At 62.0% G+C, this 21,016-nt stretch carries 16 protein-coding genes; all 16 read right to left on the bottom strand.

What is annotated here, in order from left to right; translation table 11 throughout:
• Window positions 1–171: 171 nt before the first annotated feature.
• The 16 genes from ACQ66M_RS00505 to ACQ66M_RS00430 all read right to left on the bottom strand — a co-directional run bounded on the left by ACQ66M_RS00505 (window position 172) and on the right by ACQ66M_RS00430 (window position 21,014).
• A complete protein-coding gene (locus ACQ66M_RS00505) occupies window positions 172–4,098 on the bottom strand; it encodes a beta-ketoacyl synthase N-terminal-like domain-containing protein (protein WP_430401321.1) in 3,927 nt (1,308 codons plus the stop codon).
• An 8-nt stretch (window positions 4,099–4,106) separates the two neighbouring features.
• Window positions 4,107–5,660 (bottom strand): PfaD family polyunsaturated fatty acid/polyketide biosynthesis protein, encoded by a 1,554-nt coding sequence (locus tag ACQ66M_RS00500; RefSeq protein ID WP_430401319.1) that lies wholly within the window; start codon window positions 5,658–5,660, stop codon window positions 4,107–4,109.
• Between the two features lie 222 nt (window positions 5,661–5,882).
• On the bottom strand, window positions 5,883–7,790 hold the full coding sequence (locus tag ACQ66M_RS00495) for an ABC-F family ATP-binding cassette domain-containing protein (protein WP_430401317.1): 1,908 nt from the start codon (window positions 7,788–7,790) through the stop codon (window positions 5,883–5,885).
• Window positions 7,791–7,869: 79 nt separating this feature from the next.
• A complete protein-coding gene (locus tag ACQ66M_RS00490) occupies window positions 7,870–11,025 on the bottom strand; it encodes an efflux RND transporter permease subunit (RefSeq protein WP_430401315.1) in 3,156 nt (1,051 codons plus the stop codon).
• 14 nt (window positions 11,026–11,039) lie between these two features.
• Window positions 11,040–12,290 carry an efflux RND transporter periplasmic adaptor subunit gene (locus tag ACQ66M_RS00485; protein ID WP_430401313.1) on the bottom strand — a complete coding sequence of 417 codons (1,251 nt, stop codon included), beginning with the start codon at window positions 12,288–12,290 and terminating at the stop codon, window positions 11,040–11,042.
• A 252-nt stretch (window positions 12,291–12,542) separates the two neighbouring features.
• Window positions 12,543–13,022, bottom strand: coding sequence for a hypothetical protein (locus tag ACQ66M_RS00480; RefSeq protein ID WP_430401311.1), 480 nt, complete (start codon window positions 13,020–13,022; stop codon window positions 12,543–12,545).
• Between the two features lie 2 nt (window positions 13,023–13,024).
• Window positions 13,025–13,777, bottom strand: coding sequence for a type II secretion system protein N (gspN, locus tag ACQ66M_RS00475; protein ID WP_350170953.1), 753 nt, complete (start codon window positions 13,775–13,777; stop codon window positions 13,025–13,027).
• The gene (gene gspM, locus ACQ66M_RS00470) at window positions 13,774–14,259 is read right to left on the bottom strand and encodes a type II secretion system protein GspM (protein WP_430401309.1); all 486 of its coding nucleotides are present in this window, start codon (window positions 14,257–14,259) and stop codon (window positions 13,774–13,776) included. The genes gspN and gspM overlap by 4 nt, the downstream gene beginning before the upstream one ends.
• Window positions 14,256–15,410, bottom strand: a complete 1,155-nt coding sequence (gspL, locus tag ACQ66M_RS00465; protein WP_430401307.1) for a type II secretion system protein GspL — start codon at window positions 15,408–15,410, stop codon at window positions 14,256–14,258. Before gspL ends, gspM begins: the two co-directional genes overlap by 4 nt.
• A complete protein-coding gene (gspK, locus tag ACQ66M_RS00460) occupies window positions 15,410–16,375 on the bottom strand; it encodes a type II secretion system minor pseudopilin GspK (RefSeq protein WP_430401305.1) in 966 nt (321 codons plus the stop codon). The genes gspL and gspK overlap by 1 nt, the downstream gene beginning before the upstream one ends.
• Window positions 16,372–16,977, bottom strand: coding sequence for a type II secretion system minor pseudopilin GspJ (gene gspJ, locus ACQ66M_RS00455; protein WP_430401303.1), 606 nt, complete (start codon window positions 16,975–16,977; stop codon window positions 16,372–16,374). The genes gspK and gspJ overlap by 4 nt, the downstream gene beginning before the upstream one ends.
• Window positions 16,974–17,345, bottom strand: a complete 372-nt coding sequence (gene gspI / locus ACQ66M_RS00450) for a type II secretion system minor pseudopilin GspI (protein ID WP_350170958.1) — start codon at window positions 17,343–17,345, stop codon at window positions 16,974–16,976. Before gspI ends, gspJ begins: the two co-directional genes overlap by 4 nt.
• On the bottom strand, window positions 17,338–17,832 hold the full coding sequence (locus ACQ66M_RS00445; RefSeq protein WP_430401301.1) for a prepilin-type N-terminal cleavage/methylation domain-containing protein: 495 nt from the start codon (window positions 17,830–17,832) through the stop codon (window positions 17,338–17,340). The genes gspI and ACQ66M_RS00445 overlap by 8 nt, the downstream gene beginning before the upstream one ends.
• A gap of 8 nt (window positions 17,833–17,840) precedes the next feature.
• A complete protein-coding gene (gspG, locus tag ACQ66M_RS00440) occupies window positions 17,841–18,290 on the bottom strand; it encodes a type II secretion system major pseudopilin GspG (protein WP_350170960.1) in 450 nt (149 codons plus the stop codon).
• A 26-nt stretch (window positions 18,291–18,316) separates the two neighbouring features.
• The gene (gene gspF / locus ACQ66M_RS00435; protein ID WP_350170961.1) at window positions 18,317–19,525 is read right to left on the bottom strand and encodes a type II secretion system inner membrane protein GspF; all 1,209 of its coding nucleotides are present in this window, start codon (window positions 19,523–19,525) and stop codon (window positions 18,317–18,319) included.
• Window positions 19,512–21,014: a GspE/PulE family protein gene (locus ACQ66M_RS00430; RefSeq protein ID WP_350170962.1), complete on the bottom strand. Its 1,503-nt coding sequence runs from the start codon at window positions 21,012–21,014 to the stop codon at window positions 19,512–19,514. The genes gspF and ACQ66M_RS00430 overlap by 14 nt, the downstream gene beginning before the upstream one ends.
• Window positions 21,015–21,016: the final 2 nt, after the last annotated feature.

The following is a 21,016-nucleotide window of genomic DNA, read 5'->3' as shown; positions in this document are numbered from 1 at the left end:
GTACCGGCTCGGCCAGCGTGATCTCGACGCGGCCCAGATCAATTTTTCCGGACCATGGCGGCAGCGCGACGGGTGCGCCAAGGCTGACCGGGCGGACATCGCTGCCATAGGCGGCGATCTCTTGATCCGTGGGCGGGGGACGGTGAGCTGAGGACGTATCCTCACCGGCCCCTAGCTGAAAAAATCGGCAATCTTCCGGATCGTGCGGAGTTCGGCGATGGCTTCCGGGTCAACTTCCGGCAGCGAGGGGTGCTGGTCGCGCAGGGCAGAGAGGATTTCCACCTGCTTGATCGAGTCGACGCCGAGTTCGCCTTCAAGGTCCATGTCGTCTTCCAGCATGGCGGACGGATAGCCGGTTTTGTCAGCGACGAGGGCGCGGATCACGTCCGGCGTGATGCCGTCGCCATTTGCGGCAGGTGCGGGGGCGGTCAGGCCAGCAGGTGGGGCGGCAGGGGCTGGCGCTGCTGCGACCGGCGCAGGCGCTGGGGCGGCGGCTGCGGGCGGTGGGGCGGATCCGTTGATCATGGCGGCGATGGCGTTGATTGTGCGGAGTTCAACCAGATGTTCGGGATCGATTTCCGGCAGGTGCGGCAGGCGCTCACGCAGGGTGGAGAGGATTTCCACCTGCTTGATCGAGTCGACACCGAGTTCACCTTCAAGGTCCATATCCGGGTCGAGCATGTCGACGGGATAGCCCGTCTTTTCCGAGACGATGGCCTGGACGAGTTCGACCGGGTTCTGGCCGCTGGCGGCAGCCGGGACGGGCGCAGAAGCAGGGGCTGCGGCAGGTGCAGGGGCCGGGGCCGGTTGGGGGGGCGGGGTGGCGGCGCCGTTCGTGTAGGGCTGGGGCGCTGGTGTCGGGGCAGCAGCCTGAGGAACCGGCTGGGGCTGAGGCGTTGGGGTGGGCGCGGCAATGCGTTGGACAGGAACAGGCGCTGGCGATGGCGCGAGCGGCTGGCCGCCGAGCAGGGACGCGGCCGCGTTCAGGAAAGCCGTGTGGCTGGCTGCGGTTGTCGCGAGATATTCAGAATGAAGCTGGGACACTTCGCTCCAGATGCGCTCGGCTGAGGAAGAAGCTGGCACGGGCGCGGGATAGGTTTGGGGCGTGTCGGGCATTGCTGTGGTCCTGTTGGAAATCGGAGTGGTCGACGGTGTTGATACGGGTGGCGGAGGTGCAGTGGGCGTGGTGGCTGGCGGGGGCGTGACCGGCGCGGCCATGGGTGGCTGGACCGTCATTGTCGGGACGGTGTTTGGTGCGGCGCGGCCTGCGGCCCCATTCCGGGGCGGATAGGGCTTGTCGTAATTGGCACCGGAAATGTAAACCGCGTGTCTGGAAGGTGGCGCAGCCGGAACGGGTGGCGGCGTGTCGGCAAACAGGGCGGCGAGGTCGAGTGACTGACCTGCAATGCTGAGTTCGCCGACGGCTGAAAGGAATAGTGTCAGGCCGTTGGCCCGCTTGTTGTCGAGTGACAGGGCGCGACAGGGACGGTCACCCAGCACGTCCTTTACAAGACCGGTCACGATGGAGCCGGGGCCAACTTCAACGAACAGCCGCGCGCCTGCCGCATACATGGCCTCGACCTGTTCACGGAAGCGGACGGGGGTGGCGATCTGTCCCGCGATGACGGCGGGCAGGTCGGCGACCTTGACGGCGTAGGGCGAGGCCGTTGCGTTGGCATAGACGGGTAGTTTCGGCTTGCGCGGGCGAAGGGATGCAAGCTCTGCCGCGAAGGGATCGACCGCCGCATGCACGATGGACGAGTGAAACGCCGTTGCGACCTGAAGACGGCGCGCCTTGAGGTCCTTTTCGATGCAGAGGGTTTCGGCCGCCTTGATGGCATCGACCGGGCCGGACAGGACGACCTGGCTTGGCCCGTTATCATTGGCGAGGACAATGTGGGGTACTTTCGCGACGATGGGGCCGATGGTTTCCGCGTCTGTCTGCACAGCCATCATGGCGCCGGGCGTGGACTTTGCAGCGTCTGCCATGAGGCGGCCGCGCGCGGCGGCAACGGTCAGTGCGCCGTCGATGTCGAAGCTGCGCGCCAGATGGAGCGCCATGATCTCGCCGAAGCTATGGCCGCCGGCCATGTCCGGATCAATGCCGAGGCGCTCAAGCAGGGCGAGCTGGGCGAGGGCGACAGCGGCGATGGCGGGCTGCGCATTCTGCATTTCGGTGAGGCGCTGGGTCTGTTCGCCAAACTCGACCTGATCGAAGGCAGCGGGCGGGAAGGCAAGCCGGTGAAGCTTTTTCGGGCCGGTGACCTTGTGGCCCGCTGCAATATCCCAGACGGCGCGCGCAGCGGGGAAAGCCATGGCAAGGTCGGCGCCCATGCCGACATACTGGCTGCCCTGACCGGAGAAGAGGAAAGCGATCTTTCCAGTCTCTGGCGGCGTGGTGGAGGCGTGAATACCTGCGCCCAGAGGGGCGGTGCCGAGCGTGCCAGACTCGATCTGGCCAATCAGGCGCGAGGCCTTGGCGGCAAGGTCTTTCTGGTCGTCAGCGACGATGGCGACACGCACACGGTCATCCGGCTGGAAGCTGGCATGGGTGGACGTGGCGAGAGCGGCGAGACCATCTTCACCAGTCTCCGTATGGATCAGGCTTTCAATCTCTTCGACGAGCGCATCGGTGGAGCTGGCCGAGAAGAGGAAGAGTTCCGACGGGAACACACGTGGCGGATGGATGGCGTTCGGGCCAGTATATTCCTCGAGCGCGACGTGGAAATTGCTTCCGCCGAAACCGAAGGAGCTGACCGAGGCCCGGCGCGGGCGGGTTTCAGGCGAGACCCAAGGACGGGCCTCGCTATTGAGATAGAAGCTCTTGCTGTCTTTCAGGACGTCTGCCGGTTCGCCGATCTTGATCGTGGGCGGAAGGATCTTGCGGCTGAGGGCATGGACGGACTTGATCAGGCTGGCAGCACCTGCGGCGGCCTTGGTGTGGCCGATCTGGGACTTGACCGACCCGACAGCGCACCACGGTTCGCCCCTACCCTTGCCGTCAAAGACGAGATGCAGGCCGGCAAGCTCTGCCTTGTCACCCGCTTTTGTGCCGGTGCCATGGGCTTCGACCAGATCGACCGATTCCGGACCGTAGCCCGCCTGGACATAGGCGCGTTCGATGGCGCGGGCCTGACCGGAGGGGAGCGGCGTGTAGATGGCGGTGCCCTTGCCGTCCGATCCGCCGCCAAGGCCGCGAATGACAGCGTGGATCACGTTTCCGTCGCGCTCGGCATCCGACAGGCGGCGCAGGGCGAGGATGCCGACGCCTTCGCCCAGCATCGTGCCATCTGCGTCCATGGAGAAGGGCCGGCAGTCGCCCGTGGGCGACAGGGCCGGCGTCTTCGAGAAGCACATGTACATGAGGATGTCATTGAGCGCGTCGACGCCGCCAGCAAGGACCGTGTCGGAATCGCCCGAGCGAAGTTCGTGCAGGGCGATCTGGAGTGCCGAGAGGCTGGAGGCGCAGGCGGCATCGGTGACATAATTGCTGCCGCCGAGATCGAGGCGGTTGGCGATGCGGCCCGCCACGACATTGCCGAGCAGGCCGGGGAATGTGCTTTCCTTCCACTCGATATAGTGGGCTTCCATCCGCTTCGTGATGGCCTGCACGTCTGCCTCGCCGAGTCCAGACTGGCGCAGGGCATTGACCCAGACTGGGCGCTGGAGGCGGCCAGCCATGTGCGCGGTAAGTTCAGTTGCCGAGGCGACGCCCAGCATGACACTGGTACGTGTGCGGTCTATCTCGCAGCCCGTAGTGCTCTCGATATCGTCCAGCGCATGCTTGGCAGCGATCAGGGCGAGGAGTTGGGCGCTGTCGGTCTGTTGCAGGGCGTTGGGCGGAATGCCGAAGGCCATGGGGTCAAAGGCGACAGGAGAGATGAAGCCGCCGCGACGGCCATAGGTGCGGTCGGCGGTGAGCGGGTTGGCATCGTAATAATCATCAAGCAGCCAGTGCGTGGCGGGCGTTTCGCTCAACGTGTCGCGGCCCTGGAAGATGTCGCGCCAATAGCCGGTATTGCCGCCGCGGCCCGGAAAGATCGACCCGATGCCGATGACGGCGACGGGTTCTGCTTGCGTGCGGGTCTCGTTTGGCATGGAAGATCTCATTCAGCGTCAGCGAATTGACGGGGTGTGTAGGCGAAGTCTGTCGGGGCCACGGGCAGGCCGAGGGCGCGTAACTGGCCCGCGCGGGTGACCTGGGCGGCGCCTTCGAGCAGGTTCCACGCGATCTGGCGGACAGTGCGGTTGTCGGTCGGCTCGAGAAAGCTGCCGGCGACCCATTCATTGAACACACCCATGGCCGGGCCGCACCAGACCTGGTAATCCATCTCGCGGCCGGGCGTGCCTTCGCGCGCCCACTGGGCCCCCATGAACAGGTAGCGCCGGGCGACGAGGGCAAGGCGCTTGTTGCCGTCAGATTCAGCGCGGGCGGCTTCAGCGGGGTTGGCCTGCCGGATATAGGCGAGGGTGCGCTGCCACGCGGCATCGAACGGCTCGCCCAAAACGTCATCGAGCCACGCGCGGTCTTTTTCGGGGAGCGTTTCGTAACTCGCGCCGGATCGGTACATGGCATGCAGGCGTTTGCCGCGCATGGCGAAGAGAGTGCCGCGTTTGAGCACCTGCACTTCGACACCCTGCTCGAACATGTCGGCGGCAGGCGCCATGGCGACATCTGCCGGGCCGGCCTTGGCGAGCAGGCGGCGCCCCGCTTCCGACAGGCCGGATTCGACAGCGGACTGGTTGATCGACCCCGTGAGAACGTACGCGGCACCCATTGAAAAGGCGGCGGCGACCGATGCCGGTGTGGAGAGGCCGCCTGCGAGGCCGATGCGGATGGCATTGGCGTCAGCCCCTGTGCGCGCGGCAACGCGGTCCCGGGCAAGGGTGAGCGAGGGGAAAAGGACGCTGGCGGGGCGGTTGTCGGTGTGGCCCCCGGAATCGGACTCGGCCGTGATCTCGGCGGCGACTGGCACCTGACGCGCCAGATCGGCCTGTTCGGCCGTGATTGCGCCGCTGGCGACGAGGTCTGCGAGGATTTTGTCCGGAGCGGGCGACATGAAAGGTTCGGCGACTTCAGCCCGGGAGACTTTTGCGAAGACATGGTTCTCGCGGCTGATCGTGCCATCCGGCGCGCGCGAGAGGCCGATTGCTGTATAGCGCACCAGATCAACCGAGAGTTTCATGAAAGCAGAAGCTGAGACGCGCTTTACCCCCTCAGCCAGGAAGAGATCGACCACGCGCGCTTCATAGCCGGGCTGCTGGGGCGAATGGATCAGGTTAGCGCCCCAGGCGGTCTGGTCCGGGGTCAGTTGCGACTTGATCTCCCGAAGTCCGGCTTCGATGACGTCGGGTGTGAGGCCGGCGCTGCCATAGAAACCGACGCAACCCGCGCGGACCGCTTCAACCACCATGCGGGTGGTGGCAATTCCGCGGGCCATTTCGCCGACAACGTAGTTAAAGCGACAGCCATGGGTGTGGGAGAAGAGGCGGTCACCCAGCCATTCCGGGTAGATGGGAGGCAGCAGTATGGCATTCGCAGGCGCGGCAGAAGGGCGGTCGTGATCGAGAATCGTGAGACCCGCGCCTGTCGCGTGCGCCAGAGCCACCTGTTCCCGCGGGTAGGCGATGGCCCTTTTCAGATTATCTGAAACACCCATTTCAATCCTCTGCGGGCACGTTCTCATGTCCGGACAATATACGCTGTCGGCTCACAAGTTCTTCGCGAGCGTTTTCAATTTCTAACTGCGCAAATTTCGTCCCGTTTGTATAGTGGTACTATTGTGACAGACCCTTCAAACATATTGTCTGGCTTAAGCAAATTTCACCTATCCTGCATGATAGCACAAATAGTGACCAACTATTCGACCGGCGCGCACCGATCAGTCGTTGAGGGCCATGTCATAGTCTTCGACTGCCTGAAGCCAGATCGCCTCAGTGCCTTCCGCCTCAGCGACGAGATCGGCGCGCTGGCGCAGCAGATCCTGCAACTGTTCCGACGGCAAGCCCGGCTTGGCGAGTTCGGAATCGATGGTGGCTATCGTCGCATTGATCTTGTCGAGTAGTTTTTCGGCGTCGTCCGCCTTTCGTTTCAGGCCCGATGCGGCCTTGCGGCTTTCGGATGAGCGCTGGCGCTGGTCGGCCTTGTTGACCTTGGGGGACGTTTCAGTGGCTTGCGACTTGCCTGATTTCGGCTTCGGATCGGACTTGTTGCGGTCGGCCTGAAGCACAAGAGCGCGGTAATCCTGCAGGTCGCCATCATAGACGTCGGCCTTGCCATCCTTGACCAGCCAGAGCTGGTCGGCGGTGCCCTCTGCCAGAAAGATATCGTGGGTGATCAGCAGGACGGCGCCCTTGAAATCGTTCAGCGCGTAGATCAGGGCCTCGCGGCTGTCGATGTCCAGGTGCGAGGTCGGTTCGTCCAGGATCAGGATGTGGGGTTTTTCCATGGCCATGAGGCCGAGGAGCAGGCGGACCTTTTCGCCCCCGGAGAGCTTCTCAACCTTGGTCTCGACCTTTTCATGGCTGAAACCCATTTGGGAAGCGGTCGAGCGCTGTTTCGCGACCGGCGTTTCCTTGGGCATGGCGTGGCGGACGTGGTCGAGCACGGTTTCGCCTGGGGTCAGCTCATCGAGCTGGTCCTGCGAGAAATAGCCGATGCGGACTTTGCTGTGGGTGACGCGGGCGCCGTCCATCAGCGGCAGGCGCTCGGCAATGGATTTAACCAGTGTTGTCTTGCCCTGGCCATTGGTGCCGACAATGGCGATCCGGTCATCGGGGTCGAGGCGGAGCGTAACACCGCGCAGGATGCTGGCATCACCGCCATAGCCGAGTTCCGCGCCGCGCAGTTCAAGCAGGGGCGGCGCCATTTTGTCGCCGGGCTCGGGAAAATGGAAGGGCACGGTCCGTTCGGCCATCGGGATCGAGATGTCCTGCATCTTCTCGAGCATCTTGACGCGCGACTGGGCCTGTCGGGCCTTGGAAGCCTTGGCGCGGAAACGATCAACGAAGGCCTGGAGGTGGGCCTTGTCGACTTCCTGCTTGGCGCGCTGGCTTTCCAGCTGGGCGTATTTGGCGGCGCGCAGGCGCAGCCAGGCGTCATACCCGCCGGGCACGATGGTGAGTTTCCTGTGCTCCAGCGCCATCGTGTGCGTGACGCAGCGGTTGAGCATTTCCCGGTCGTGCGAGACGATCAGCACGGTGTGCGGGTATTTCTTGATGTAGCCTTCGAGCCAGGCGGCGCCTTCAAGGTCGAGATAGTTGGTCGGTTCATCGAGAAGGAGCAGGTCCGGCTGGGAGAAGAGGACGCCGGCTATGGCCGCGCGCATGCGCCAGCCGCCGGAGAACTCGCGGGTCGGGCGCTCAAGGTCGGCTTGCGTGAATCCAAGGCCCATCAGCACTTCAGCGGCCCGGGATTCAGCCGACCATGCGTCGATATCAACCAGGCGCGTGTGAATGTCGGCGATGCGCATGGGGTCTTCCGCCGTCTCGGCTTCCTGCATCAGGGCGTGACGCTCCGTGTCGGCGGCGAGGACAACTTCGAGAATTGTTTCGTCGGTTGGGGCGACTTCCTGAGCGACCCAGCCGAGACGGGCGCCCTGATTGAGCCGGATGGCGGAGTCATTTGTCGGGTGCTCGATCTCTTCGCGGATCAGTTTGAGCAGCGTCGACTTGCCGGTGCCATTGCGGCCCACGAGCCCGACCTTCCAGCCAGACGCAACCTGGGAGGATGCGCCTTCAAACAGGAGGCGCGCTTCGATGCGATAGTCGAGGTTGGATATTGTGAGCATATCGGGGGGTTTAACGGTCAAGGGTCTGAAGGCAAGAGCCTATGCTCTGTTGCCTTCAGACTTTGGCGGCATGGGCGTGTTACTCGGCAGGAACCGGTGCCAGGTCCTTCAGTTTGCCGTCATCGAGCATGGCATTGAAGCCGGGCCGGGGTTTTCCGCTGATGAGGTAACCGAAGAACCGCTTGATATCTGCGCCGATACCATAAAGGGCCGGGACGAAGAAAAGGGTCACTAGCAGGGCGAACAGCACACCGAAGGCCAGGCCGACGGCAATCGGGATAAGGAACTGGGCCTGGATGGAGCGTTCCATCATCAGCGGCAGGAGGCCGACAAAGGTGGTGAGCGACGTGAGCAGGATGGGCCGGAAGCGGCGGGTGCCAGCCTCGATCAGCGCGCGTGCCCCGTCCATGCCCTTGTCCCGCAGCTGGTGCACGTAATCGAGGAGCACGAGATTGTCGTTCACCGCCACGCCCGCCGCAGCCATGATGCCCATATAGGACAGGATGCTGAGCGGATACCCCATGACCAGATGTCCGACCATGGCGCCCGTGAAGCAGAACGGGATTGCCGCCAGCAAGATGAGGATCGGTTCCGCATAGGACTTGAACGCCACAGCGACGAGGAAATAGGCGACGCCGATAGCAATCAGGAGGAATGTCATGATTTCGACGAAGAATTCGGCCTCGCCCTGCGCCCGGCCGATACTGCCGCGCCGGACCTTGGGGTGTGCCTTGTCAAATTCCGCGAAGAAATTGTCATTGAGATCTCCCCGGATCTCCGTAATGCGCTCAGCGATGACTTCAGCGCTGACCACAACGGCTCGGCGGCGTTCGCGGCGCTTGATCTGGGAGATGCCCTTTTCAAAGCGGATGTCCGCCACGGCATAGAGCGGCAACTCGCGTCCATCCGCAGTTCGGATGCGAATATTGTTCAGAAAGTCGAGCGACTCCCGGTCTGTGCGCGGGTAGCGCACGAAGACGCGAACGTCTTCGCCATCGCGGGGCAGGCGCTGGACTTCCTCGCCATAGAATCCCTGACGGACCTGGCGGGCGACCTCGGCCGTGGTGATGCCGAGCGATTCTGCGCCGGGCTTGAGGTCGAACTGGATTTCATCGGTCGCGCTCTGGACGTCGTTAACGACATTGTAGACGCCATCATACGACCGCAGCTTGAGCATCAGATCCTCAGCCGCGGCGTTGAGTGCGTCGAGATCCGTCGAGTTCAGCATGTACTGGATCGGAGGGTCTGTGTCGGCGTTCTTGTAGTTCACCGTTATGGTTTCCGCATCCGGTACTTCACCGATCAGCACGCGGAGACGTTCGGCGGTTTCCTTTGCCGTCAGCGTACGGGTTTCAGGCGGGACGAGCTTTACCAACGCAAGGATATTGTTGTCGCGTGAGCGCGTGTACCAGTTTTCGATCAGTTTGCCCTCGCCATTGGTCGAAGCATTGATCTCTTCCTCGAGGGCCTTTTCGCCTGCCTGGATCTGGGCGAGGACTTCGAGCGAACGGGAATAGGGCGTTCCCTCCGGCATTTCGACTGTGACTTCGATCTGGTCGGATTCGGTTTCCGGAAAGAACACGGTTTTGACGAGTCCGTTACTGAGCAGGCCAACGGAGAGGATCATGCCGCCAATGAAGATGGACGCCGTGAGGTAGCGATGACGTAGCGCGCGTATCATCAGGGGGCGGTAGAGGTTGCGGGCAACCCAGACGATACTGTTGGCAATCGCGCCCTGGAACCGGGCAATCCGGCTTTCGGGATTGACCGGTTTCAGGTGGGACAAGTGGGCAGGCAGGATCAGAAGGGCTTCGATGAGCGAGAAGAGCAGCGCGAAGATCACGACAAGAGAGATTGAGCGCGTGAACTCGCTGGTGCCACCTGAGAGGAACATCCATGGGGCGAAAAAGATCATCGTGGTGAAGACGGCGAATATAACCGGCTTGATGACCATTTTCGTGCCGTTCACAGCGGCGACCAAGCCTTCCTCACCCTCTTCCGTGCGTGAGTGGATCGCCTCGCCGACGATAATGGCATCGTCCACGATGACGCCGATGACAAGCAGGAAGGCGAAAGTCGAGATCATGTTGAACGAGACGTCCGCCAGCGGCAGGAGGGCGAGGCCGCCCGCGAAGGCCGTGCCAATTCCGACTGCCACCCAGAGGGCGATGGCGGGCCGGAGGAAAAGAAGAAGCGTGATCAGGACGAGGAGGAGGCCTGTCAGGAAGTTGGAGCCAATAAGCTGGATGCGGCTGGTATAGTCTTCGGCTGAATCCTGCCAGATTGTCATCGAGATTCCGGGCGGCAGGTTCTTCACGGCCTCATCGAAATAGGCATTCACGTTCTTCGACATTTTCACGATGTTCATCTTCGGGCCGCTCATGACCTGGACGAGGATCGTGCGCTTTCCGTTGACGGTGGCGAGAAGGTTCACTTCCTCGAAGCCGTCGATGACTTTGGCCATGTCAGAGACACGCACAACGGCGCCGTTTGGCATCTGCTTCACGATGATGCTCTCGAACTCGGCCTGGGTGTCGGCCTGCGAGCGCGTGCGAAGCTGCACGTTGCCGCCGTCACTGCGGACATTGCCGGCGGAGATGTTGACCGAGGTGCCGCCAACGGCATCGGCGACGTCGGACAGGCTGAGGCTATAGCGACGCAGGGCTTCTTCGGAAACCTCGATCGAGATTTCCTCGTTGCGAACACCGAACAGTTCGACAGCGGGAACATGGCCGAGCAGCCCGATCTCGCGGCGCGTGGCTTCGGCGAAGTGTTTCAGCGCCTGTTCGCTGACGGTGTCGTCACCGGATACGGCGATGCGGATGATCTCGTCGCGGCTGCGAAAGACATTGAGCTGGGCTGGTTCGGCCGAGATGGGGAAACTGCTGATGGAGTCGATCTGGCGTTTCAGTTCCTGCAGGAACTTGCCTTCGTCGAGATCCTGGTTGCCGATGACAATAAGAGTACCGACGCCTTCATTCGACACCGAGCGCAGTTCCTTGATGCCTTCGACCGAACTGACAGCTTCCTCCATGCGGACGGTGATCTGTTCTTCGATGTCCTGCGGAGAGGCACCGCGCCAGACGACTGAAATCTGGGCGCCCGGGAATTCGACATAGGGTTCGATTTCACGTTCCATGCGGATGAAGGCAACGAGGCCTCCGAGGATGATGGCGATCATCAGCAGGTTTGCTGCGACCTTGTTGTTGGCCCACCAGCGAACGATTCCAGACATGCCCCTGGCTCCCTCTATTCTTCAGATGCGCTGGTATCGACCGCAAAAGCGGTTTCGAGGCGATCGACAGGTTTGATCTTCATACCATTCGAAGCGGCGCGCACGGGTGATGTGACCACGCGCTCACCCTCGTCAACGCCGGATGCAAGGATAAGGCGTTCACGTTCGGAGAAGGCGACCTGAACGGGACGGATCTCAAGCGTTTCGTCGTCACGTGCGATGAACACGCTGTCCTTGCCACGCAGCGCAGTGCGGGGAAGGACGACGCTGTCTTCCAGCGTGCGTCCGTCAATCTCCGCTTCAACGAAAAGACCGGTGGCGAGCGGCGTGCCATTGTCGGCGCCTTTGCCATAGGGGTCCTGTACTTCGACATAGGCGAAGAGGACGCGTGTCTCGGGATCAAAGCCGCTATCGGTGCGCGTGATGCGGCCTGTCCATGTGTGCGGCACACCAGCGACGATGGCAGAGAGGGTCACTGGCGGGCCTTTTTGCGTGTTGGTTTCTGAAAAGCCGATACCGAGACCGAGATTGGCAAGGTCGGAATCGGTGAGGGCGATGGCGATATCGACGACGTCGCTGGCATAGATTTCACCGAGACGAACACCGGGTGAAACATAGGCGCCGATATTGACGGATTTCTCGCGTACGCGCCCTGAGAATGGAGCCTCAATGCGGGTGCGCTGAAGCTGGAGCCGGGCGTCATCGAGGCGCGCGCGGGCCGATGCGAGCTGGGCCTCGGCCTGTGCCCGCTGGGGGCGGCGAAGCGTGAGGTCGGATACCTGGTCAATTCCGAGCTGTTCTGCACCCTGGGTGGCGATCTGACCTTCGGAAATTTCCTGCATGAGGGCCGTATTGGCCTGGGCCACGGCAGCCTCAGCCTGGACGATGCCTAGTTCGTATTCGCGTGATTCCAGGCGGACCAGCGTCTCGCCACGCTCGAACTGGCCACCGGCAAGGAATTTCGGAGAGACGTACGCGACACGGCCGCTGATCTCGGAGGCAAGAACGACTTCAGACCGGGCTTTGACTTCACCCTGGCCGCGCACCTTGATCGAGACCGCTTCGGACCGTGCGGTGGCGGTGAGGACGGGGAGGGCCTCGATAATGTTGGCTTTTTCTTCCGGCGCAGGCTTCAGCGCGCCCATGGCGACGAAACCACCGACTGAGCCAATCAGAACGAATACCGGGAGCGCCAGGAACAGGATGCGCTTGATAAGCAGTCCAAACCTGAATGGCGGCTTTTGAGCTGTTTCGGCGTAGGACATGGTTGAGGTACCCAGATTTGACTTTTGCTGGCGGGGACATGGCGTCCATGTGGCGCCGCCCACCTTGATGAGTCTGGATAGCATCGAAATTATTGAAAAACAATAAGTGATGGATGATAAACGACAAAGAATTGTTGTTTTACGGTTTTTCCGCCACATGGCCGCATGTCCGGTTGATGGCGATGAAAAGCGTCACCAGCCCGGTCACGGGATGAATTGTCCTTTAGCTACAGAGTTGTGTGTCCTGAAGGGCTAGCGTTCAGCCGGCTGGCAAGCGCTGAGACCCAAAACCGGTATCATGGTCTCCCAGCCGTCCCTGCCGACGAGTGACAGCCGCCCATTCCGGATTCTCTGTCCGCCGTCCAGCTGCTCGCCGGGCTGGTAGCTGACGCCGACATTACCGGTTGGGGAACGGTAGGTCATCTGGGTCATGAACTGGCCAAACAGGCTGCCACCGGTCGATGTCAATTGTAGCGGCGTTTCGGTTCCGTCGACATTCATGATGGCGGTGTCCGAGCCGGCTTCGGTAAAGAAAACGAAACGTACAGGGGGTGACTGAGTCCACAGGAAGAGGCCGCAGGCGCCCGGGGCGAGCGTTTGCGACGGGAGTTCGCCAGAGTTCGAAATGACCTCGGTTGCAGAGGTCATCCCGGACGAGGAATCGGGCGTGCCGGCACAGGCGCCAAGAGTGGCGAGTGCCGCGACGAGACCGATGGCGTTGAGCGTCTGCATGCCTAGTTCTCCTCGGCCAATGCTGCTTCCTGGCGCAGCGTGTAGCCGTTTCCGGTGTTTGTGAAGCCCATTGCCGAAAGAGCGGCGTTCGCCTCCGGGTCAAGCCGCTCGACACGAATATCCAGACCGGTGCTGCCATCGGACAGCGCCTTCAATGTGATCTCGAAGCGTTCGCCATTCGGACCGTCGCCAGATAGCGGAAGCTGCAGGTTTCCCGCATTGCAGGCGGGCGCGCCGGTCAGCATCGGCCAGTCGCGTCCATACTGGACGCCGAGGCGCCTGACGAGGTCGAGCTGGGCGGTGCCACTGGCGTCTGCGCATGTGCCGGAGGCGTCGAAAGCGGCAGCGGCGTTGGAGAGTTTCAGTACGCCGCCGACACGGCGCAGTTCGGGATGAACGCCCTGGAGACGGCTGATGTCCAGCTCTGCAGCCACGTCCGAAATTTTTGTGGCCGATGTCGAAACGCTGATATTGCCGCGGGCGCGCCCTGCCGGGCTTGTCCAGTTGATTTTGGAGCCGATTGAACCTGAGAGTAGCGACAAGGGCGACGATTTCACATCAAGCGCGCCGATCGCGTGGCCTTGATAACCAAGACCGGTCACTTGCCCGTGCCAGACCGTGCCACGTGCCTGCTGCCAACTGACACCCTTTTGCGCGATACCGGCATTCCGCATGACAAAGGATAACGGGATTCCGGATGCAATTCCAAAAGCGAGCGTGATGATGAAGACGAGAATGAGTGTCAGGTTTTTCATCCGGAAATCTGGCCTCCGAATTCAAAACTGGAGCGGACAATTCCGGGGCCGGCCTCATTGATGGCGGCCCGGCTTGCTTCAAGCCCCGCGCTGGAGCGAAGTTCAAACAGCCAGGCGAAGACGGCCTCGGCATTTGCATCGTCGACCTGCACTGTGACGACACCGTCTTCGCTGACCTGAACACGGGCGATGGCCAGACCGCGGCGTGTGGCGGCCTCAAGAATTGCGCGCCGGCGAGCATCGGAATCCATGGGCGCTGCCGCGGCGGATGCTGCATTTGTTCCGTTTAAGGAGGACATACCGCGCGAGGTCATCAGGTCAAGTGTGCGTGCCGACTGTTCCGCGCGAAGGGCTGCATCGGACCGGCTTGAAAGCAGCGGAATCAGGATGACCTGAAGCAGCACAATCAGGGCGAGCAGCGCTGTTGCCGCGCCGACAAGTGTGCGTTCACGCTGGCTGAGTTTTTCCCACCATTCCATCATTGGGGCCCCTCCAGGGTAAGGTCGCCGAGCACCTGTCCATCCTGCTGGCGTGAGTCGCCCAAGGAGACCGCCAGACCTTTGGCCTCAAGAGCGTTTTTGAGGTCGGTGTCAGTCCCGAACCTTGGATAGGTCATGTTCGCGATCAGGCGTCCTGTGGTCTGATCATAGCGCAGGCCCTGAATGGAGATGTTGCTATCAGTCGGGACAGCTTCATAGAGCAAGGCGGCCGCTTCCAGGAAGGGAAGACGGTTGGCGACGGGAGCGGTATCCTGACTGCGGACAGCTGATGCGAGGTTGCCGGGAACAGGTGTGCCGGGGAAGGCGGCTGAATAGATGTCGCGCGCCTGGCGGTCCAGTGCAGAGTCGAGCCGGGACAATGAGTGAGATTCGAGGGCCGTTACCGAGAGGAACGCGACAAGGGCAGCAGCCGCCAGGATCAAGGTCGGCCGCCACGCGCCGATCCGGAACTCGGCCTGCTTCCGGCTCACGAAGGGCCCTTGGCGCAGGTCCGTCAGCGGGCCAGACTTCTCGGCCCATTGGGCGAGCTGGCCGAGGAGGGGCATGGACGAAGGTTCACAGGCCGTTACGCCGAGCCTGCGCGCCAGTTGGGCACTGTATGTGGTGAGCGGGGTTGCGGCGGTCTGGGCAAGCGCGCTGAGCGCATCGTCAGGCAGGCTGGCATCTGCTGCGAAACACCGATTCCCTGTTGAAAAGAGAATGTGGGATCTGGCGTCGACCGCTATCGGCGTTTCAGGCAGAACCGACACGTCTGCAACGAGCCGGGCAGATTTCAGGCCAGCTGCGTTCAGCAGTGACACCCAGTGCGCCATCAAGTCGGGATCGACCACATGGACAGGCCGCAGGCCGCCGGGCAGGGGCTGGCCAATCGCGACGTGCGCGTCTTCCACAGCCACGGCCAGATCGTCTTCCAGGGCGAACGCTGCCGAACGACGCAGTTCCGTTATGCCCTGAGCAGGGAGGCGAACGTCGAAACAGGCAACCTCAGTACCCGGAACGAACACGATGATTTCGTCGCCAGGATCGATTTGCGCCTCACTCGGGGACATGAGGCGAACGCCCTTTTCACCCGATTGGGCATATTCTGCTGGTTCACCCTGGCTCGGGAGCAAAGTGTATAGTCGCCGGGCCATCAAAAGTCTCCCGTCGTGCGTTGGATGAGACCGGCCTTGCCCGTTGTATCGGACGCATAGACCAGATGAAGCGTTTCCTGAGTTGAGCCTGATGTAATGCGGGCTGTCAAACGCAGATGTGTCGGCCTGACGCCGATAATGGTGTCATTCCGGGCCTCAGCTGCTATTGACTGGATCCTGCTATTCGCCAGGAATGCGTCGCGCGATTGCCAGCCAGACAGGGGACGTGCGCGGATCACGGACAGGGCGTCTTCATGACCGAGTTCACTGGAGTAAAGGGCCATCAGCAAAGGCGCATCTGCCTCGGTGAGTGTCTCAATGTTGAGAGCGGACTGTGATCGGGATGGGCGAACACAGACCAGAGACCGGATGGCGTCCATGACTTCCGGCGTGAACCCTTTGATTGCCCGTAGCTCAGAGAGGTTCTCGAGGTGCGTGTTGGCTGCGCGATAGGGAATCTTGAGCGTTCCGTAATAGCTGTCCTCGGCACCATAGGCGCGCGGCTCCGTATCGCGGTCAATCCAGTCAGTGAGGCTGTCTGCCAGCGCGCGCGCATCCGACGGGAACATGCCCTGTGCTTCGAGCAGTGCGCGGAGCCGGACGGTTGCAACGTCACCTGGCTCAGCGGCGATGGCATTGAGATTGAAGCAATTCGAATCGTCACTCAACCTTGCCTCGATCACGCCGCGTTCGAACGGCAACGTGATATCCTGCTGGTTTTCCATGGCCAGCCGGAACGCGTCATCGTCAAGCTTGAGCAGGCGGGCAATCGCGACCGCGCCAATGGATTCGGTAGAATGGGCCGCCCACATGGTCTGCGAGCGTTGCGAAGAAACCTGCGCAAGACCGAGTGAGCGGCCAAGCGCGTCGACAGCGGTGAGCGCGGCAACCGACATGACCGCAACGATCATCAGGATCGACAGGAGTGCGGCGCCGCGATCATTAGGGGTCCGGGACGGGGTCAATGCGCTGAGCCCACCATGTACATGAGCCGCAACTGGTCATCCTCCGCGAATGTCAGGTCGAGCTGGATCAAGTCAGGGTGATGGCCCGATATATCTGCTGGCCATTCATCGAACCATGCGCCGCGTTGGCGGTAGCGAATGGAGAGTGTGTCGATGCCATCCAGAAGAACGCGCTCGACCGTGGGCGTGGTGCGCACAGGGTCTGGCCGGAGCCATGCCTTGCGGATGAGTTTTCCATCGTCGAGTACGTATGCAACGCGCTGCAGATCGCTGCGGTCGCTTTCAGCGCGCGGGTCGTACCACCCGGTTCGGACAAAGCTGATCAGGTCGCCGCTGGCGTTTCCCTTGCGTCCGTAAAATCCAAGGGCGGGTGTGTAGCTGTCAGGCGCGGACGACAGTCGTTTGGTCATCTCGCTGAAGTCGGCCCGCAGGAGGCCGTTGGCTGCCTCGAGCTGGCGGACCTGTTCCATCCGGGTGTCGATGGCACGGCTGCCCTGGAGGGTCTGCAGCATCATCAGTGTGCCGGCTGTTGCCAGCATGGCTGTGACGCCGAGCGCGACCAGCGTTTCAATGAGTGTGAAGCCAGCGTCTGTCTGTCTCATTCGCCCGCCCTCAATGCCTGGACGCGTGCGAGCACTTGTCCGGTTTCCGGCGCGGATACGGTAACCTCAATGAGATAGAGGCCGTCTTCCTGTGTGGGTGTGACGGCGCGCGTCCAGTCGAACGTGCGGCCCCGCTGGATGGCGTCTCCGGCAGTGACACCGGTGGAGAGCGCCAGGGGCAGGGTCATGGTGTCTGCCATGCGGTTACTGGCTTCAATCTCTGCAAGGGCGCGCATATCGACCTGCTTTGCGCCGACAGTCGTTTCGCTGTTCAGATGGATCAGGCCGATGGCCGATATGGAGAACACGCCGAGCGCTGCAATGACTTCAACAAGCGTGAACCCGGATTGAGATGAATGGTCAGGCATCGGGTGCCTCCCATGTCACATCTCCATTAGGCGCAATGGTCAGATCGATTGTCTCGCGGTCGCGTACCAGCTTCAGCGGTTTGCCCTCAGCCGTGCCGGTCGTGTCGAGCACGATGTCCGGGAGAGGCGTATCTGTATCGGATGGTGTCTGCGTCGGCGAGCGTTGCGCATCCAGTTCAACCGTTCGCCCAAACGTGACCGTGCCGCCTGGCGCAGGAACCCAGCGCTGGTTGGTCCAGCTGACCCTTTGGTAGCCACTATCCGTGACCATGAACCCTTGCGGAACGCCCGTCACCAGCGCCAGATCAAGGGCAGCGGTAATGTCCCGTTCCAGACGCGTGGCGGCTTCTTCAAGCGGGTCTGCCCGGGGGCGCATGGTCATCGTGACCATGCCGGCTGCCAGCGCCATGATGAACACTGCGACCAGCACTTCGGTCAGGGTCATGCCTGAATCAGTGGTGTGGGAAAAGTGGCGTGTGTGCGTCATGCTTAAGTTCAGTTCCAGTTGCCGATATCATCGTCATTGCCGGGCTCGCCATCAGGGCCGGCGGAATAGACGTCATAGGCGCCGCCGGACCGGGGGCCGGGTACGGCATAGTAATAGTCGTTGCCCCATGGGTCTTGCTGAATGCGCTTGATGTAGCCGCCGGGGCGATACTGGTCGACTTTGTCATTATTGGGCGGCGTTTTCAGGGCGTCCAGTCCGGCATCGGCACCGGGATAGTTGAACATGTCGAAACTGTACTGTTCCAGACCGCTTTCCAGCGCGGCGATATCAGCGCGGGCGCGGTCGACGCGGGATTTGCCTAGTACCGGGCCCACCGAAATGACCACGGCCGTTGCGAGCAGGGCCATGATCGAAACGGTAACCAGCAGTTCGACGAGCGAGAAGCCGGCATCCTTCGAGCGCGAATTGCCAGCCTGTTGGTGTGTGTGATAGGTCATGATGGCCTCCTGAATGGGTTGCGGCGCTATTGCAGCGCCAGCGTGTTAAGCTGGATGATGGGGAGCATGATCGACAAGACGATCATGCCGACAAGGCCGCCGAGCACAACGATGATGATAGGTTCCATCAGGCTGAGCGCGGTCGATGTGGCGTTCTCGAATTCCTCTTCAAGGAACTCGGCTGCGCGCGTCATCATGCCGGAAACGTCGCGGCCTGCTTCGCCGCTGGCGACCATGTGGACCATCATTGGCGGGAATGCGCCTGTGCCTTTCAGGGCCGCAGCGAAGGAGGCGCCTTCGCTGACCCGCAAGGCAATTTCGTCGGTTGCCTTGCGGAAGACGCTGTTGGACATGGCGCCGCGCGCGGCCTGGAGCGACTCAAGAACGGTTGCGCCGGATGAAGACAGGGTTGCGAAAATGCGGGCGAAACGTGCAGCTGAGACCGTGCGTGCGAGATTGCCGACGATGGGAAGGCGTAGAACGAGCCGGTCCACCATCTCACGAATGGCGGGTGCGCGCATGATGCGGGTGAGAAGAAGGACTCCGCCGACGATGATTATCGCGATGAGCAAACCCCAGTTGCGCAGAAGGTTGGAAAGTCCGATGACTTGCTCGGTCAGCCAGGGCAGGTCCGCATCGAACATGTCGAACTGTTCGATGAGCCGAGGCACGACGAGGATCATCAGGGCGACGACCATGCCAATGGCCAGTGTGGCGAGTAGTGCGGGATAGATCAGGGCGGACTGGACCTTCTGGCGAAGGCGCCAGGTGTTTTCCAGATAGACGGCCAGGCGTTCCATTACCTCGCCCTGACGCCCTGACATCTCGCCAGCGGCAACGACCGACTTGAACAAGGGTGGAAAAGCGCGCGGAGCCGTGCCCAGCGCATCGGCAAAACGCGAGCCCTCTGTCACTTCGTTGCGGACCCGGTGGAGGATGGCGATGGTTTCCGGCTTGGCGTCACTGGCGGCCGCTGTCAGGGCCTGTTCGACCGTCAGGCCGGACTGGAGCAGGACGGCGAGCTGGCGCGCAAGCAGGGCGCGGTCCTTTTCGGATATGCGTCCGCTCGCGCCCTTGCCCCCGCGGGCTGTCTTCGCATTGAGCGGAGAGACGTCAACCGGCATGAGGTCCCGCATCCGCAATTCCTTGCGGGCCGCGCGGGGACTGTCAGCTGAGATAACGCCGCGCGTGCGCTTACCGCCATTATCGACAGCGATGTACTCAAACGCTGCCATCGCGGGTCTCCTTGCGGCAGACGCGAAGCACTTCGGTCACGCTTGTCTCGCCAGAGAATACGTAACGCCGCGCATTTTCGATCAGGCGGTGATGGTCGGCGAAGGCGACGGCCTCAATGGCATCCTCGGTCGCATCAGCATGCAGCAGGTTGCGCACGGCATTGTCGACGACGAGAAGTTCGTAAATGGCGATACGGCCATGGAAGCCGGTATTGCCGCAGGCCATGCAGCCCTTGGGCGTGTAATGGGTAAAGGAATCGGCATGTGGCAGGTCGAGCGCTTCGTATTCGGCCGCTCCGGCTGTCGCAGGTTCCTTGCAGACATCGCAGAGCTTTCGCACGAGGCGTTGCGCCATCACAGCGCGCAGGGTGGATGCCATGAGATAGGTCTCGACACCCATGTCGCGCAGGCGGGTGATTGCACCGGCGGCGCTGTTGGTGTGGAGGGTGGAGAAAGCGAGGCGGCCAGTCGATGCGAACTCAAAGGCTGCTTCGGCCGTTTCAAGGTCACGGATCTCACCGACCATGACGATGTTGAAATCTTGACGCAGGATATTGCGCAGGGCCCGGGCGAAGGTGAGGCCGACTTTGGAGTCCATCTGGGTCTGGCTGATGCCGGGCAGGCCATACTCTACGGGGTCTTCCAGCGTCATGATGTTCACGTTGCCGGTATTCAGACGCGAGATGGATGAATAAAGTGTCGTCGTCTTACCTGAGCCGACAGGGCCAGTGACCAGGATCACGCCATTGGGTTGGCCGAGCACCTGATCGAAGCGCTGGTAGGTGTCGGAATCCATGCCGAGCTGTTCAAGTGTGAGAAGCGCATTCTGCGTGTCGAGCAGGCGTAGCGCGACGCGTTCGCCAAAGCGCGTTGGCAGGATGGCCACGCGGACGTCGATCGAGCGACCGCCAGCCTGAAGCGAGATGCGCCCGTCCTGAGGCAGGCGCTTTTCGGCGATATCAAGGCGGGCCATGACCTTGATGCGAGACACGAGGGGGGCCGCCAGTTTGCGCGGCGGTGTGAGGACTTCGACGAGGTCTCCATCTATCCGGTAACGGATGGATAGCTTGTCTTCGAACGGATCAATATGGACATCAGAGGCCCGGCGTTTCATGGCCTCGTAGATGAGGCCATTGATCAATCGGATGACGGGGGCATCATCGCTGCCACCGAGCAGGTCAGCAGCTTCGGGTATGTCGTCAATCAGGCTCTCGAGTCCGCCACGGCTGGCGACGGCGGCTTCGATATCCGTATTGCCGAGCGGTCCCTGGCTGAAGGCCGCTGTCAGGGCACGGTCGAAACTTGCCGGATCAAGCGATTCAATGGCGTGGGGACATCCGAGCGCCCGGCGTGCCTCTATGAGCGACATCGCGTCAGCACCTGTGCGTACGCCTACGGTTAGCGTATCGCGATCAGGCATCACGATGAGGCCCTTCTCCTTGGCAAAGGCGTAGGTGAATTGACGGGCAGAGGCGGCGTGTGTGTTCATGG

The sequence above is a fragment of the Hyphomonas sp. genome (genome assembly GCF_965284475.1).
In the GTDB taxonomy this organism is placed as follows: domain Bacteria; phylum Pseudomonadota; class Alphaproteobacteria; order Caulobacterales; family Hyphomonadaceae; genus Hyphomonas.
This window is presented reverse-complemented; position numbering and strand designations above follow the sequence as displayed.